General features: G+C 64.9%; 16 protein-coding genes. 9 read left to right on the top strand and 7 right to left on the bottom strand.

The window, feature by feature from the left end:
- Genes nuoL through nuoN form a run of 3 tightly spaced genes read left to right on the top strand, consistent with a single transcriptional unit; the run spans position 1 to position 5,131 of the window.
- Entirely contained in the window at positions 1-1,890 is a 1,890-nt protein-coding gene (gene nuoL / locus AB0N05_RS32665; RefSeq protein ID WP_364701106.1) for an NADH-quinone oxidoreductase subunit L, read from the top strand.
- A complete protein-coding gene (locus AB0N05_RS32660; protein WP_364701104.1) occupies positions 1,887-3,503 on the top strand; it encodes an NADH-quinone oxidoreductase subunit M in 1,617 nt (538 codons plus the stop codon). Before nuoL ends, AB0N05_RS32660 begins: the two co-directional genes overlap by 4 nt.
- Positions 3,500-5,131, top strand: coding sequence for an NADH-quinone oxidoreductase subunit NuoN (nuoN, locus tag AB0N05_RS32655; protein WP_364701102.1), 1,632 nt, complete (start codon positions 3,500-3,502; stop codon positions 5,129-5,131). The genes AB0N05_RS32660 and nuoN overlap by 4 nt, the downstream gene beginning before the upstream one ends.
- Positions 5,132-5,325: 194 nt before the next feature.
- On the opposite strand, the gene AB0N05_RS32650 is transcribed toward nuoN, so the two are convergent.
- The gene (locus AB0N05_RS32650) at positions 5,326-5,676 is read right to left on the bottom strand and encodes a hypothetical protein (RefSeq protein WP_364701100.1); all 351 of its coding nucleotides are present in this window, start codon (positions 5,674-5,676) and stop codon (positions 5,326-5,328) included.
- A 207-nt stretch (positions 5,677-5,883) separates the two neighbouring features.
- Here AB0N05_RS32650 and AB0N05_RS32645 point away from each other — a divergent pair, with 207 nt between their 5' ends.
- Entirely contained in the window at positions 5,884-6,762 is an 879-nt protein-coding gene (locus AB0N05_RS32645) for an SAM-dependent methyltransferase (RefSeq protein WP_364701098.1), read from the top strand.
- Between the two features lie 50 nt (positions 6,763-6,812).
- Here AB0N05_RS32645 and arfB read toward each other — a convergent pair whose 3' ends face one another.
- From arfB to AB0N05_RS32625, 4 genes are all read right to left on the bottom strand, one after another.
- Positions 6,813-7,241, bottom strand: coding sequence for an alternative ribosome rescue aminoacyl-tRNA hydrolase ArfB (gene arfB, locus AB0N05_RS32640; protein ID WP_364701096.1), 429 nt, complete (start codon positions 7,239-7,241; stop codon positions 6,813-6,815).
- Positions 7,242-7,507: 266 nt separating this feature from the next.
- Positions 7,508-7,708, bottom strand: a complete 201-nt coding sequence (locus AB0N05_RS32635) for a hypothetical protein (RefSeq protein WP_364701094.1) — start codon at positions 7,706-7,708, stop codon at positions 7,508-7,510.
- Positions 7,709-7,759: 51 nt separating this feature from the next.
- Positions 7,760-8,158 (bottom strand): hypothetical protein, encoded by a 399-nt coding sequence (locus AB0N05_RS32630; RefSeq protein WP_364701092.1) that lies wholly within the window; start codon positions 8,156-8,158, stop codon positions 7,760-7,762.
- Between the two features lie 98 nt (positions 8,159-8,256).
- Positions 8,257-9,126 (bottom strand): alpha/beta hydrolase, encoded by an 870-nt coding sequence (locus AB0N05_RS32625; RefSeq protein WP_364701090.1) that lies wholly within the window; start codon positions 9,124-9,126, stop codon positions 8,257-8,259.
- A gap of 115 nt (positions 9,127-9,241) precedes the next feature.
- Here AB0N05_RS32625 and AB0N05_RS32620 point away from each other — a divergent pair, with 115 nt between their 5' ends.
- Together AB0N05_RS32620 and AB0N05_RS32615 are read left to right on the top strand one after the other, a co-directional pair.
- Positions 9,242-9,637 (top strand): helix-turn-helix domain-containing protein, encoded by a 396-nt coding sequence (locus AB0N05_RS32620; protein ID WP_364701088.1) that lies wholly within the window; start codon positions 9,242-9,244, stop codon positions 9,635-9,637.
- Positions 9,638-9,727: 90 nt separating this feature from the next.
- Positions 9,728-10,165 carry a GNAT family N-acetyltransferase gene (locus tag AB0N05_RS32615; RefSeq protein ID WP_364701086.1) on the top strand — a complete coding sequence of 146 codons (438 nt, stop codon included), beginning with the start codon at positions 9,728-9,730 and terminating at the stop codon, positions 10,163-10,165.
- Positions 10,166-10,205: 40 nt separating this feature from the next.
- On the opposite strand, the gene AB0N05_RS32610 is transcribed toward AB0N05_RS32615, so the two are convergent.
- Both AB0N05_RS32610 and AB0N05_RS32605 read right to left on the bottom strand, forming a co-directional pair.
- The gene (locus AB0N05_RS32610) at positions 10,206-10,580 is read right to left on the bottom strand and encodes a S24/S26 family peptidase (RefSeq protein WP_364701084.1); all 375 of its coding nucleotides are present in this window, start codon (positions 10,578-10,580) and stop codon (positions 10,206-10,208) included.
- A gap of 62 nt (positions 10,581-10,642) precedes the next feature.
- The gene (locus tag AB0N05_RS32605) at positions 10,643-11,053 is read right to left on the bottom strand and encodes a DUF732 domain-containing protein (protein WP_364701082.1); all 411 of its coding nucleotides are present in this window, start codon (positions 11,051-11,053) and stop codon (positions 10,643-10,645) included.
- 108 nt (positions 11,054-11,161) lie between these two features.
- On the opposite strand from AB0N05_RS32605, the gene AB0N05_RS32600 reads away from it, so the two are divergent.
- The 3 genes from AB0N05_RS32600 (at position 11,162) to AB0N05_RS32590 (ending at position 14,234) form a co-directional block, all read left to right on the top strand.
- A complete protein-coding gene (locus AB0N05_RS32600; protein ID WP_364701080.1) occupies positions 11,162-12,718 on the top strand; it encodes an NAD(P)/FAD-dependent oxidoreductase in 1,557 nt (518 codons plus the stop codon).
- 34 nt (positions 12,719-12,752) lie between these two features.
- Positions 12,753-13,643 carry an NAD-dependent epimerase/dehydratase family protein gene (locus tag AB0N05_RS32595; RefSeq protein WP_364701078.1) on the top strand — a complete coding sequence of 297 codons (891 nt, stop codon included), beginning with the start codon at positions 12,753-12,755 and terminating at the stop codon, positions 13,641-13,643.
- A 264-nt stretch (positions 13,644-13,907) separates the two neighbouring features.
- Positions 13,908-14,234 carry a hypothetical protein gene (locus tag AB0N05_RS32590; protein ID WP_364701076.1) on the top strand — a complete coding sequence of 109 codons (327 nt, stop codon included), beginning with the start codon at positions 13,908-13,910 and terminating at the stop codon, positions 14,232-14,234.
- Positions 14,235-14,299 lie beyond the last annotated feature (65 nt).

Here is a 14,299-nt window from a genome sequence, read left to right as displayed (position 1 = left end):
ATGGATACCGCACAGATGATGCTGTGGCTGCTGCCTGCGCTGCCCCTCGGTGGGGCTGTAATCCTGTTGCTGTTGGGCAAGGTCAGCGATAAGTGGGGGCACCTGCTGGGCTGCGTGATGGCGTTGGCCTCGTTCGGGGTGGCCGCGTGGGCGTTCTCGGCGATGCTGGATCGGTCGAATGCCGAACGGGGCGTGCACTACAACCTGTTCAGTTGGTTGCCGGTCACCGGGTTGAAGGTGGACTTCGCGCTGCAACTCGATCAGTTGTCGATGTGCTTCGCGTTGTTGATCACCGGGGTCGGGTCGCTGATCCATATCTACTCGATCGGCTACATGTCCGACGATCCGGAGCGGCGGCGATTCTTCGCCTATCTCAACCTGTTCCTGGCCGCCATGTTGGTGCTGGTGCTCGCGGACAACTACCTGGTGCTGTATCTCGGGTGGGAAGGCGTGGGTCTGGCGTCGTATCTGCTGATCGGGTTCTGGTACCACAAGCCCACGGCCGCAACGGCTGCAAAGAAGGCGTTCGTGGTCAACCGGGTCGGTGATATGGGGTTGGCCATCGCGCTGATGGTCATGTTCGCGACCTTCGGCAGCGTGGACTTCGCGACCGTGTTCGGGGAGGCGGGGCAGGCGAGCACCGGAACCATCACGGCCATCGGGCTTTTGCTGCTGCTCGGGGCGTGCGGTAAATCGGCGCAGGTGCCGCTGCAAGCCTGGCTCGGGGATGCCATGGAGGGTCCGACTCCCGTGTCGGCGCTCATCCACGCGGCCACCATGGTCACCGCCGGTGTGTATTTGATCGCGCGATCGAATGCGATCTTCGATCTGGCTCCGGGCGCGCAGGCCGCGGTCATGGCGGTGGGTGCGATCACGCTGCTGTACGGCGCGATCATCGGTTGCGCCAAGGACGACATCAAGAAGGCTTTGGCCGCTTCCACCATGAGTCAGATCGGGTACATGTTCCTCGCGGTCGGACTCGGGCCGGTCGGGTATGCGGCGGCGATCATGCATCTGCTCACCCACGGGTTCTTCAAGGCCGGGCTGTTCCTCGGCGCGGGCTCGGTCATGCATGCCATGAACGATGAGACCGATATGCGGCGCTATGGCGCGCTGCGGAAGGTTCTGCCCGTCACGTACGCGACCTTCGGGCTCGGATATCTTGCGATTCTTGGGGTTCCGCCGTTCGCGGGATTCTTCTCCAAGGACCGCATTATCGAGGCGGCCTTCGCGCACGGTGGGTTCGGCGGGATCATTACCGGATTGGCCGCGCTGGCCGGTGCGGGCATTACCGCCTTCTACATGACTCGGGTCATGATCTTCACCTTCTTCGGTGAGAAGCGGTGGAAGGAAGGCACGCACCCGCACGAGTCGCCTGCCTCGATGACCGGGCCGATGATTCTGCTGGCTTTCGGTTCCGTGTTCTCCGGCTTCCTGCTGGCATACGGTTCGGCATTGCAGAACTGGCTGGCACCGGTGGTCGGTGAACATCACGGTGAGCCGATCATTCCGGCTTGGGCCGTCACGTTCTTCGCCCTCGCGGTGGTCGCCGCGGGTGTGTGGGTGGCCTACGACCAGTACGCCCGGCAGGCCATCCCCGAAACCGCCGCTGCCGGAACGCCGCTCACCGAAGCCGCACGCCAGGACCTCTACGGCGACGCTTTCAATGAGGCCGCGTTCATGCGTCCCGGCCAGCATGTGACCCGCTCGCTGGTGTTTGTCGACAATCGCGGCATCGACGGTTTGGTCAATACGACCGCCGCCGTCATCGGCGGTCTGTCGGCCCGAATCCGGCGCGTGCAAACCGGTTTCGTGCGCTCCTACGCCCTGTCCATGTTCACCGGCGCGGCCCTGGTGGCCGCCGCCCTGCTGGCGGTGAGGTTGTTTTGAGTGACTTTCCCTGGCTGACAACACTGTGGGTGGTTCCGCTGGTCGGAGCCGCGCTGGTGCTCATGTTCCCGGCGAGCTGGCGGACGGGGGCGCGGTCGTTCGCGCTGTTCGTCTCGCTCGGCACCCTCGGGATCGGGATCTGGCTGGCTACCCAGTTCGAGCCCGGTAGCGAGCAGTACCAGTTTGTCGAGAAGCATGAGTGGATCCCGGCTTTCGGGGCGGGCTACACGCTCGGCATGGATGGCATCGCACTGGTGCTGGTGCTCTTGACCGCCGGTCTGGTGCCGCTGCTCATTCTCGCCGGGTGGCAGGACGAGCGTGAGGTCGGTAGCGGACGGCGAGTGTCGCACTACTACATGGCCCTGACCCTGGTGGTCGAAGGCATGGTGCTGATCTCGTTCACCGCCTTGGACATTCTGCTGTTCTACATTTTCTTCGAGGTCATGCTCATCCCGATGTACTTCCTCATCGGAGGGTTCGGGCCGCGCACCACGGATCTGGCGGTGCGGCAGCAGCGCTCGCGCGCGGCGGTGAAGTTCCTGCTGTACAACCTGTTCGGCGGGCTGATCATGCTGGCAGCGGTGATCGGGCTGTATGTGATCACCGCGCGGGAGAAGCTCGGCACGGACGGGGCCGGGACCTTCGATTTCCGGGTCGTCATGGAGGCCGCCAATTCCGGGCAGCTCGGGGCCGCGCCCGCGGTGTTGAACGCCGTGTTCCTCGGCTTCATGTTCGCGTTCGCGGTGAAGGCTCCGCTGTGGCCGCTGCACACCTGGCTGCCGGATGCGGCCGTCGCGGCCACGCCCGCCAGTGCGGTGCTCATGATGGCGGTCGTCGACAAGGTCGGCACCTTCGGCATGCTGCGGTACTGCCTGCTGCTGTTCCCTTCGGCGTCTTCGACTTACGCGCCGGTGATCAGTGTGCTCGCGGTGATCGGCATCATCTACGGAGCGCTGCTGGCGATCGGGCAGACCGATGTCATGCGGCTGATCGCCTACACCTCGATCTCGCACTTCGGGTTCATCATCCTGGGCATCTTCGCCATGACCACCCAGGGCGGGACCGGGGCGACGCTGTACATGGTCAATCACGGCATCTCCACGGCGGCACTGTTCCTGATCGCCGGATTCCTGGTGTCGCGCCGGGGAACTCGCCTCATCGCCGAATACGGCGGGGTGCAGAATGTCGCGCCGATTCTGGCGGGCACCTTCCTCATCTCCGGTCTGGCCACGCTGTCGCTGCCGGGGCTCGCGCCGTTCATCAGTGAATTCATGGTGCTCATCGGCACATTCACCCGCTACCCGGTCGCGGCCGTCTTCGCCTCCACGGCGCTGGTGCTCGCCGCGCTGTATGTGCTGTGGATGTACCAGCGGATGATGACCGGGCCGGTGAAGCAGGGCAATGAGAAGCTCTACGACCTGTTGCCACGGGAACTTGTGGTGGTGGTTCCGCTCATCGCGGCGCTGCTGTTCCTCGGCGCGTACCCCAAGCCCGCGCTGGATCGGATCGATCCGGCCGTGGCCAACACACTCACGAAGATCGGCCAGCATGACCCGGCACCGGCCGTGAAACCCGAAGCCGGGCAGACGACTAACGGAGGTGCTCACAAGTGAGTGGAACACCCCTTGTGATTCACGCGAGCACCACGCTTGCCGCTTCGGTGCCCGCGCCGAGCATCGAATACCGGGATCTCGCACCGATGCTCATCGTTTTCGGTGTGGCGGTCGCGGGAGTGCTGGTGGAGGCGTTCGCGCCGCGGAGCTCGCGGTATGTGATCCAGTTGATTCTCGGGCTGGGCGGGATGGGGGTCGCGCTGGGCGCGGTCATCGGGCTGCGCGGGACCAATGAGACCGCGGTCGTCGGCGCGGTGGCTGTCGATGGCGTGACCTTGTTCTTGCAGGGCACGATTCTGGTGGTCTCCATGCTCGGGTTGCTGTTCATCGCGGAACGTCGGGCGGATCGCATGCCCGTTCATCGTGAGGGCCCCGGTACCTGGAGTCTCACCGCCTCGCGAGGCGTGGACGCGTTCGCCCCGCAGGCGGCGTCCATGCCCGGCAGCTCGGATGAAATCGCCGCTACCAAAGCGGGAGTCGCGACCACCGAGGTCTTCCCACTCACGCTGTTCGCGGTCGCCGGTCTCATGCTCTTCCCGGCATCCAATGATCTGCTGACCATGTTCGTGGCCCTGGAAGTCCTGTCGCTCCCGCTCTACCTGCTCTGCGGGCTGGCTCGGCGGCGGCGGTTGCTCTCCCAGGAAGCCGCGCTCAAGTACTTCCTGCTCGGAGCGTTCTCCTCCGCGTTCTTCCTCTACGGCATGGCCCTGCTCTACGGCTACGCCGGAACGGTCCACATGGCCGGTATCGCCGATGCCGTCGCCCGCGACACCAGCAAGTCGCACACTCTCGCCATCCTCGGCGTGGCCATGCTCGCCGTGGGCCTGCTGTTCAAGATCGGCGCGGTGCCGTTCCAGTCCTGGGTGCCCGACGTCTACCAGGGCGCGCCCACCGCGGTAACCGCATTCATGGCCGCCGCCACCAAGATTGCCGCAGTCGGTGCATTGTTGCGCGTGCTGTACGTAGCCGTGCCGAACCTCCGCAACGACTGGCGACCAGTACTGGCGGCCATAGCCATCGCCACCATGGTGGTCGGCGCGATCCTCGCCATCACCCAAACGGATATGAAGCGCATGCTCGCGTATTCGTCCGTGGCGCACGCCGGTTTCATCCTGGTGGCGCTGGTGGCAGCCAACAACTCCGGCGTCTCCTCAGTCCTGTTCTACCTCGCCGCCTACGGCCTCGGCACCCTCGGCGCGTTCGCCATAGTCAGCCTGGTCCGAGACGAAAACGGCGACGAAGCAACGGCGCTGTCCCACTGGGCCGGAATGGGCCGCCGCTCCCCTTGGCTCGCCTGCATCTTCTCTTTGTTCCTCTTGTCCTTCGCGGGTATCCCCCTGACAAGCGGCTTCATAGCCAAATTCGCAGTCTTCGAAGCGGCTTCCTCCGGCCGCATGACCCCCCTCGTCATAGTCGGCGTAATCACCAGCGCCATCGCCGCCTTCTTCTACATCCGCGTGATCGTCCTCATGTTCTTCACCGACCCCCCCACCACCCCACCCACCCTGGTCTCCCCCACCCTCACCACCACCGTCGTAGCCCTCACCGCCGCAACAACTCTCGCCCTCGGCATCTTCCCCCAACCCCTCCTGGACCTCGCCAAAAACGCAGCCACCTTCGCCCGCTAACCCTCCCCAACCCCCTTCGGGCCCGTCGCGACACCGCGCCGGGCCCGAACTCATGACGAAGTTGATTGGTTCAATCAGATCCTTCATCTGGCGACAGAGCTGACGGGATACACCTGTGGAACCCCGACCACGACCCTGGAGGACGAGCCCTTCGAGATTCTCGTTCCGAGCGTAGGCCGCGGAGCATCGGCAGATTAATGATCCGTATACATCAGGGAGACCCCGGTGCACTCGCTCTCGCTCCCGCCGGGGCCGACATCGATTCCGATGGTCCGCTCACTGCCGTCCTGCACGGCGTGCAGCGTGTGCAAACCAGGGGTGTGCGGTGTCCACGTGACGAGGACATCGCCGGTGCCGCTCGATGGATTGAATTCGCCGTCCTGGCTGTCGTAGAAACTGATCTGGGAGCCAGACTCGGTGGTCGCCCGAGTGATGTAGGCACAGTCCGTGACGAAGGCCGGATCCAGCAGCTTCACAGTGAAATCGGTGATCGCGGCAGGCGCGGCGGGCGCAGTCAGCACGAGCGTGGCCGCCAGCGCGCCCATCGTCGATATCGCGGCCGCGGTGGACCTGTGCGATCGGAGCATGAGAGGCCTTTCGAGTCATCGTGAATTGCGCCGACACGAGCCTAGCGATCGGACCGTACTCCGGGGAGCACCATTTCTGGGGCCATCCCCAGGTCTATGACGAGGCAGTCGCGAGAATCAGCTGCCAGGGTTGACCCATTCCCATATCAGAGTATGAATTCTGTTATGGGAGTTAGTTTTACGGCGCAGACCATGGCATTGCAGCGCGCGCTGGAGACCGCTCGCCCGGCGGGATCTCGGCTGTTCGCCGACCCGCTGGCCGTCTCGTTCCTGTCCGGGGGTCTGCGGATCGCGGCACAGTTGGCGCGTGTGCCGATGGCGGGGCGGCTGGTGTCGCGGGCCTATGACGCGGTGTGGCCGGGACCGCGTCCATCCGCGGTGGTGCGAACCCGATTGATCGACGACACGGTGACGGCGTTGGTGGCCGACGGGGTGCGGCGGGTTGTTCTGCTCGGCGCTGGATTCGACAGTCGCGCTTGGCGGTTGGATGCCCTCCGCGAGGCAACAGTGGTGGAGATCGACTTGCCCGCGACGCAATCGGCGAAGCGAATCGCGGTCGAGCGCGCGGGTGCCGATCCCGACAGGGTCCGTTTCCTGCCGGTCGACCTGGAGACCGCCGACTTGGAGAAAGCCATCCGGGCAACGGGTTTCGAGCCAGATGTGCCGACATTGGTGGTGTGGGAAGGGGTGACGAACTACCTGACGGCCGAGGCCGTGGATCGCACGCTCGCAGCGATCTCCGCTCTCGTCGGCCCCGACGGTTTGCTGCTCTTCACCTTCGTGCACGCGGGCGCGCTGGACGGCTCGACATACTTTCCCGAGGCCGAGCAGTGGGTGCGCAGCGTGGCACGGGTAGGCGAGCCGTGGACCTTCGGGCTGGACCCAAACCGACTCGCTGCCTTTCTCACCGACCGCGGCTACGAACTGGTGTGGGAGCAATCCACGGCCACCGCCGGTCACGACTACTTCACGCCGTTGGGACGGAGCGAACGGGCCTCGGAGCTGTATCGGGTGGCACTTGCGACGGTCTCGCGCCCCGAGTGACCGGGCGGGGACTACCTGCTGACACACCGACTTGTGGCGCGACCAGTCGGCTAGTCGTCGGACGACGCGCGGCGGTTGCGTTTGGTGATGCCACGCCGCTTCTTCGCGGCGATGCGACGTTCCTTAGCTCCGCGCGAAGGCTTGGTGGCGCGGCGATCAGGTGGCGGTGCCGCAGCAGCGTCACGCAGCAGCGAGGCCAAACGATCACGAGCGGCCGCGCGGTTCTGCAGCTGTGCACGCTGCCCCGACGCGGCAATCGTGAGCACCCCGTCAACCAAGCGGGTAGCCAACCGATCCAGCATCCGAGTGCGCAGCGACTCCGGCACAGACGGCGAATTGGCCAGATCGAACGACAGCTCCACCCGACTGTCGGTGGTATTGACGTGCTGCCCTCCCGGCCCGGACGACCGCGAAAACCGCTCACGCAACTCCGACGCCGGTATAACCAGCCCCCGAGTCACGATCAAGTCCTCCGCCACGATCCGACGCCACTCTCTCCGACCCACGAGTTGGGCCACGCCGGTCCAGCTGCGACTCGAGGGTGACCTTGTCGTCCACGATAGCGACCGCCATGTCGACGTATAACAAGCAGGCCGTCCGCACATACCGGGGTCCGGATTACCGGTCTATTCATGCACTAACCTCTGTTGCCGGTCAGTTTTCTGACTGATCATGGGTCTAAGTGCATGTTCAGGCCGGCTGGCCACGAACGTCCACGGCCTGTCCCCCTCGACCATTCGTGTACTCAGGTATAGACATTTCGCCCGTACTCACCGTGCGGCAGCGTGAAATCGTCCGGCCGTTCCGCGCGCAGACGGTTATAGCGTCGCTCAAACTCATCGATGGCCTCGTGGAGGCTGCAACCCATCTCGGTCATGATGGCTCGCAGCGCCAGGACAACCTTCTCCCTGACGATCAGGTCGTCCACCGAGGTCTCGTCATTCACGTGAGCAGTGTGTCGGTGCGCCGAGAGGATCGGCAACCGAATTTCGATCAGTCAGGAGTGGGACGGTGCGGTGTGGCTGAGCTGCATGGCGTGGTTGGCGATATTGCCGCCGATGAAGGAAGGGACCGGTACCAGCAGCAGGGTTGCCACTGCCCAGATGGCAAGCCGGGTTCGGGTGATCGCCGCGATGAGCATGCAGACTGATCCGATCACCAGGGTCCCGACCATTCCCAGCAGCGAGATGTTGATGCCACGGCCGACCTCGTCCATGCAGGGACTCGTGGGTGCACAGGAATCGCCCGCCATCACGAACATCCCGGTCAACCCTGTAAGGAAGATCGCGGTCATGAAAGCGAGAACGAGGCACAGGATTGCGATGCCCTTGTCCCACTTGGGAATCGGTCGCCGTAGCGTTGGCAGGCTCGGGGCCGGGGCGGATGTCGTTGTCACGCATACGAGCATCGCCGCAACGTGCCTCTCGACAAATGCGTAGAACTACCCGGACGTTCTGGGTGCTGTTGCGGCCACCTCGCCGATGACTGGTTCGTTCACCCACCCGAAGCGGCCAGGAACGGCAGCACGAGGGTGAGCAGTTCCTGGGGCCGGTCCAGCGGGATGATGTGACCGCAGTCGGGGATGACGTGGCCTGTGAGATCGTCGGTGATGGGGCGTAGTTGCCGTTCGAGTGCGTTGCCGACCGGGTGGGCGCCGATCGCCAGGGTGGGGGTGGTGAGCCGACGGGTCGCTGCGGCGTCGTTGAGTTGCTGGGCGCTTGTGGGTAGTGCGCGGTAGTAGGAGAAGGCGGAGCGTAGGGCATCGGGTTCGGTGTAGGCATTTATGAAGGCGTCGTGGATGTCCGCCCGAATGCCTCGGCCGCGGGTGCCGGTGCTGAGGAACCATTCGATATATCGCGCCTCCTGGCCGAACAGGACCGTTTCGGCGAGGCCGGGGACGGCATGGAATCCGAACCACCATGGCGGACCTGCGGCGAGGAAGTCTTCTGCGCCGGGCAGGGTGCCCAGTAGGGCTTCCATGACCACCAGCTGTCGTACTCGGTCGGGATGGCGTAGGGCGAGCAGGACTGCGACGGGGGTGCCCGCGTCGATCGCGACCACGGCTGCGGCGGGTTCGGCGAGGGCATCGAGGATCCCGGCTAGATCGGTGGCCAGGGTGTCGGCGTCGTAGCCGTTCGAGGCACGGGTGGTGGCGCCGAATCCGCGGAGGTCCGGGGCGATGACCCGGTAGTGCGCGGACAGCGGGCCGATGATCTCGCTCCACAGGCGCCAAGTGTGTGGAAAGCCGTGCAGCAGAACGACTGCGGGGCCACTACCGGCGATGGCGACGTTGGCGCAGATGCCGTTGGTCTCTATGCGGCGCAACTCGATCGCCGGGGTATGGGGCAGCGGCGTGCAGGACATCGAGCCTCCCAGATATGGTTACCATCGGTTACCAGGCAACGGTAGGTAACCCCAGTTAGGCTGCCAAGACGGCACTTTGGCTACAGGTGGTGAGGTTCAGGTGACTACTCGATCGGTGCGTACGAAGACCACGGATCGTGGTGATCTGTTCGATCGCGAATGTCCGACACGTCAGTTGCTGGACCGCATCGGCACAAAATGGACGTCGATGGCGGTCAAGGTCCTCGCGCAGGCCGCTCCGGGGGAGGTCAGGTTCGCCGAGTTGCGGCGGCGAATGCCCGGCGTTTCCCAGAAGATGCTTTCGGTAACCCTGCACAGCCTGGTTCGAGACGGGCTGGTCACTCGCCGAGTGGAGCCGACCGTGCCACCTCGCGTGCACTATCGGCTCACCGAACTGGGCTTGTCCCTGGAGATTCCGTTGGCAGCACTGCGGATCTGGGCCGAGGAGCACATGGCCGCGATCGACCGCACCAATGCCGTCCACGACGCACAAGCCGCGATCAGCGAATAATGCTCCTACATAAGGCTTTAAGGCTTCCCAACGACCCCTCATGTCGCTGACCGCTCGGCGACAGACGAGGCCCGGCAGTACAGTGCCGGGATGGCTGTCACCGTGGAATCACTGACCGAGGTCAACGACGAGATCGTGGAAGCTTTCGACCGGCTACTGCCCCAGCTGTCGAGCACTGCGAAGCGGTTGAGTCGAGAAGCGTTGGCAGAGTTGCTCTCTGCGGAGTCGACCACGATTCTGGTCGCACGAAGTGGCGGAAAGAGCGTCGGGACACTGAGTTTGGTGATGTTCCCGATCCCCTCCGGACTTCGAGCGCGGGTCGAGGATGTGGTGGTTGACGATTCGGCGCGCGGGAAAGGCATCGGAGCGAGCCTGATCGAAGAGGCCAAGGCTCAAGCCTCGGCAGCTGGTGCGCGGACAGTGGATCTGACCTCGCGAGTGTCGCGGGAGGCGGCCAATCGCCTCTATGAGCGTCTCGAATTCCAACCGCGCGAATCGCGCGTCTATCGCTACACGCCAACCGACTGACCACCGTGGGCGGCGGGCTGGGTGAAGTCGACGTAGCCTTTCAGTCGCCGAGTGCCTGCTCTTCCCGAGGCCGTGGGCGTGCCTTGGCGGCGGCTCCGGGCCGTGTCGTGCCCTCGACAGTGGTGCAGATGCCGAACACTCGGGAGTGAGTCGTCCATCCATTCACTCGCCCGCGATTGTTCGCAATCTGGACCCGGGAACGACCAGGGTCCAGTGCTGAAACACGGTGTAGGTAAACGGTTCCGGAAACCCGGGCGAGCACGATGTCGCCAACCTCGAGCTTGGTGGCATCCACCGGGACGACCGTCACCAGATCACGGCTCCGGATCAGTGGAATCATCGAGGAGCCTGCGGGCCGGAACTGCACGGTGGCACCGGCAGCGACCCGCGCGGCGATGGCGTCCAGTTTCCCCATGATCTTCAGTGTCCGGCGGCCGCACCGCCAAGTCCACCGAATTACTGTGGGAGCGAGGCGATCTAGTTCGCCAGGTACGCGAACTCCGGGCAGAACGCACTGATGGACGCGCCGATAATCACGCCGGTCTGCTTCATTTCGAACTCCGTGCCCTTTGTTATCCGGCGCGAAATGCGATCCAGCACTCTCGAATCCACGTCAGCGCCCAGGACCGCATTCCGCTGCAACGAGGCGCACACTGTCCGGCCCATTTCCGCCGTGACGTCCCTGTCTTTGAACTCGACGCCCTCCTTCTGCAACGTGGCGATGAATACATCTTTCGAGCCGGGACCATCCGGAATGTATTCGATATCGGACTTCACCAGTTTGATCGGCATGCGGGAGGTCGTACCCGGAATCGACTGCGCATCATCCGACATCTGGCACCCCGAAATAAGCAGCAGCAGCGCAATTCCGGCAACAATCTTGTGCATGGTCCGGACGTTAGTTCGGGCCCGTCATGATCCGATCATGTGATGATCCATTGCATCTCATCAAACAAGCCGTCTACCCGGAGCCGATCTCCGCCTACTATCGGACGTATGGGAGGAAGTGTCGACGCTGTCGTCGTGGGAGCCGGGCACAATGGGCTGGTGGCCGCGAATCTGCTGGCCGATGCCGGATGGGATGTCCTGGTACTCGAACAAGAGGCCGATTTCGGCGGGGCGGTGCGGTCCGCGGAGCTGTTCGAGGGTTTTCAATCCGATTTGTTCAGTGCGAATCATCCACTGGCCCTCGTCTCTCCGGTCCTGCGCGGCCTGGCCCTGGCCGACCACGGGCTACGGTGGGCACACGCGCCCACGGTGCTCGCCTCGGCGCGGACCCCGAATGACGGGGTGGGGCTGTACCCGGATCCGCAGCGCACCGCGGACGAGTTAGGTCGCCACCATCCCGACGATGCGCGGGCCTGGCTGGAACTGCTCGCGCAGTGGCGGCGGCTTCGAGATCCCTTGCTGGAAGCCGGATTCGGCGGTCCGCATCCGATTCGGCAGACATTGCGCCTGGTGCGCGATATGGGCATACCGGAGCTGACCCGGCTGGCGCGATTCCTAACGCTGCCTGCCGACACCATGGCCCGGGAACTGTTCCGCAGCGAGCACGCCCGGCTATTGCTGCTGGGCAACTGCGGTCATGGCGACCTCGCGGTCAACGTCCCACTCTCGGGTGCCACGGGCTGGTTGCTGACCATGCTCGCGCAGGACAGCGGATTTCCCTGCCCGGTCGGCGGCGCGAGCGGATTGACCGACGCCCTGGTCGCCCGTGCCCGCGCGGGCGGTGTCGAATTGCGGAGTGGCATAGAGGTTTCGGGCCTGGACGTTCGCAATGGCCGGGTCGTCGCGGTGCGTACGGCTGCCGGGGAGACCATCACGGTGCGACGCGCGGTCATCGCCAATGCGCCCGCACCGACCCTGTATGGACGGCTGCTACCGGCCGATGTAGTGCCGCAACGGGTGCGGGAGGATCTGCGCCGATTCGAACCCGACAGTGCCGTGGTGAAGGTGAATTACGCCGTATCGCAGTCGATTCCATGGAATTCGCCGGAACTGCACGGCGCGGGCACCGTGCATCTGGGTGCGGACCGGCACGGCATGATCCGCTGGGGTGCCGAACTGGCCTGCGGCGCGGTCCCCTCACAGCCGTTCATGCTGTTCGGCCAAATGACCACCTGTGACCCCACCCGGTCTCCCGCCGGAACCGAATCCGCGTGGGCGTACACCCTCATGCCCCGCGGCGTCACCGACGACACCGCGGCCGAACTGCTCGCGAAGAACATCGACGCCGTGATCGAGGATCATGCGCCGGGGTTCGCGAACGCCCTGATAGGCCGGAAAGTGCAGCGGCCCAGCGATATGACCTCGATCGGCACCCGCATCGGCGGCACCATGGCGCTGCATCAGCAGCTCGTCTTCCGGCCCATCCCCGGCCTGGGCGGTCCGGAAACCTTCGTGCGTGGCCTGTATCTCGGCAGTTCGGCCGCCCATCCGGGTGCGGCCGTACACGGTGCCTGCGGTGCCTTCGCCGCACGCGCCGCCCTACACCGGAACGGTATCCGAGGCCGTGCCCGCCGCCGCCTGCATGCGGCGATCACCGGTCGCTGACCACCGCGGGCGGGCCCTTTGCGAGGATGCTCGGGTGCGCGTACTAGTCACCGGAGCAGGCGGATACCTCGGCCGTGCGGTCGTCGCCGCCCTGAACACGGCGGGACACACCCCCATCGCCATGGTTCACACCCCAGGTGACCCGATCTCCGGTGCGACGGAAACGCGGATCGCCGACCTGCTCGACGTCCATACCCTCGCACGCACGGTCGACGGCATGGACGCGGTTTGTCACCTCGCGGGCCTGACTCGCGCCCGTGAATCCCTCACCGATCCCCTTCGCTACTTCCGCGTGAATACCAGCGGCACAATCACTCTCCTCGAGGCCATGGCCGAAGCCGGTGTCCCCCGGCTCGTCTTCGCCTCCACCGCATCGATCTACGCACCTTCCGAGGGGGAACCCCTCACCGAGGACGCGCCCGATGCACCGCCGCACCCCTACGCGGCGAGCAAACTGGCCGCCGAACACGTCATCGAGGCGCAAGCCCGCACCGGCGCGCTCGCCGCGACGATCCTCCGCGTGTTCAACCTGACCGGAGGTTCCGGCGCGGACCCGACCGGCCTGACCCCCCGCACTCTCGCCGCCACTGCGGCTTCCCCGCTTCAGATCAATGGTTCCGGCACCGCTATCCGCGACTACCTGCATGTCAGCGATGCGGCCGACGCCTTCGCCGCGGCGATCTCAGTTCCCCAGATCACCGGCGTCGTCGACCGCTACAACATTGGAAGCGGCACCGGCACAAGCCTTCTCGACATAGTCGCCATGGTCGAACGGGTCACCGGCCGCCCAGTCCCCCGCACCCACAAACCCCCCGTCCCGGAACCCGCCGCGCTGGTGAGCGCCCCGGGAAAGGCCTCCGCCAACCTTTCCTGGTCCCCTACCCGCTCCAACCTGGAATCCATCATCCGAGACGCTCCTCGGTAGAGAACAGTCACGATCGAGCACCTCACCGCACAGGACGATTCCGTGGCAATGAGCAAGCGTGCAACAACATCTGTGCGATGTCTTCGAGAAGCCACTTGCGCATTCACGCCGTCCCTGGTCGGCGTGCCGCACCCTGTTAGGCGGGGTTGACACGCGATTGGTGGCAAACGTTTGGTGCGTCGGCTACGAATCCCCTGTGTGGCGCTCAATATGCCCGTAGCGTTGACAGTCAGTGCGTGCCCGACCCAGTAGGAGAACGGCGAGATGCGGCCACAACCGGCAGCTATCGGATTCCTCCGACACGACGTGTCCGGAGCGCAACAGCAGTGGGACGAGGCGCAGATACAGCACCTCGCCCGAAGACTCGGGTATGACCTGTGTAAAACGCTGATCTTCGGCCCGGAGACGGACCGGCCGCTGCTGCGGGTGCGGACGGCGGTATCGCGGCTCGACGCCGATGCGGTGATCACGCCGAGTCTCGAGCATTTCGACGGCCAGGTGCCCGACGATGTGGTCGAGGTCGCGGATGTGATCACGGTCAGTCCCGAGAACACCTATGCGCGCTGGGTGTTGCCACCACCTCCGGAGTGACGAGCGGCTACCCCCTACCTCGAGCACGAATTCGAGCGATGAATTCCGTCGCGGCATGGCGTCTG

The sequence above is a fragment of the Nocardia sp. NPDC051030 genome, assembly GCF_040683015.1.
Classification (GTDB): Bacteria; Actinomycetota; Actinomycetes; order Mycobacteriales; family Mycobacteriaceae; genus Nocardia.
Note: the sequence above shows the minus strand (reverse complement) of the source record. Positions and strands in the feature narration are given on the sequence as shown.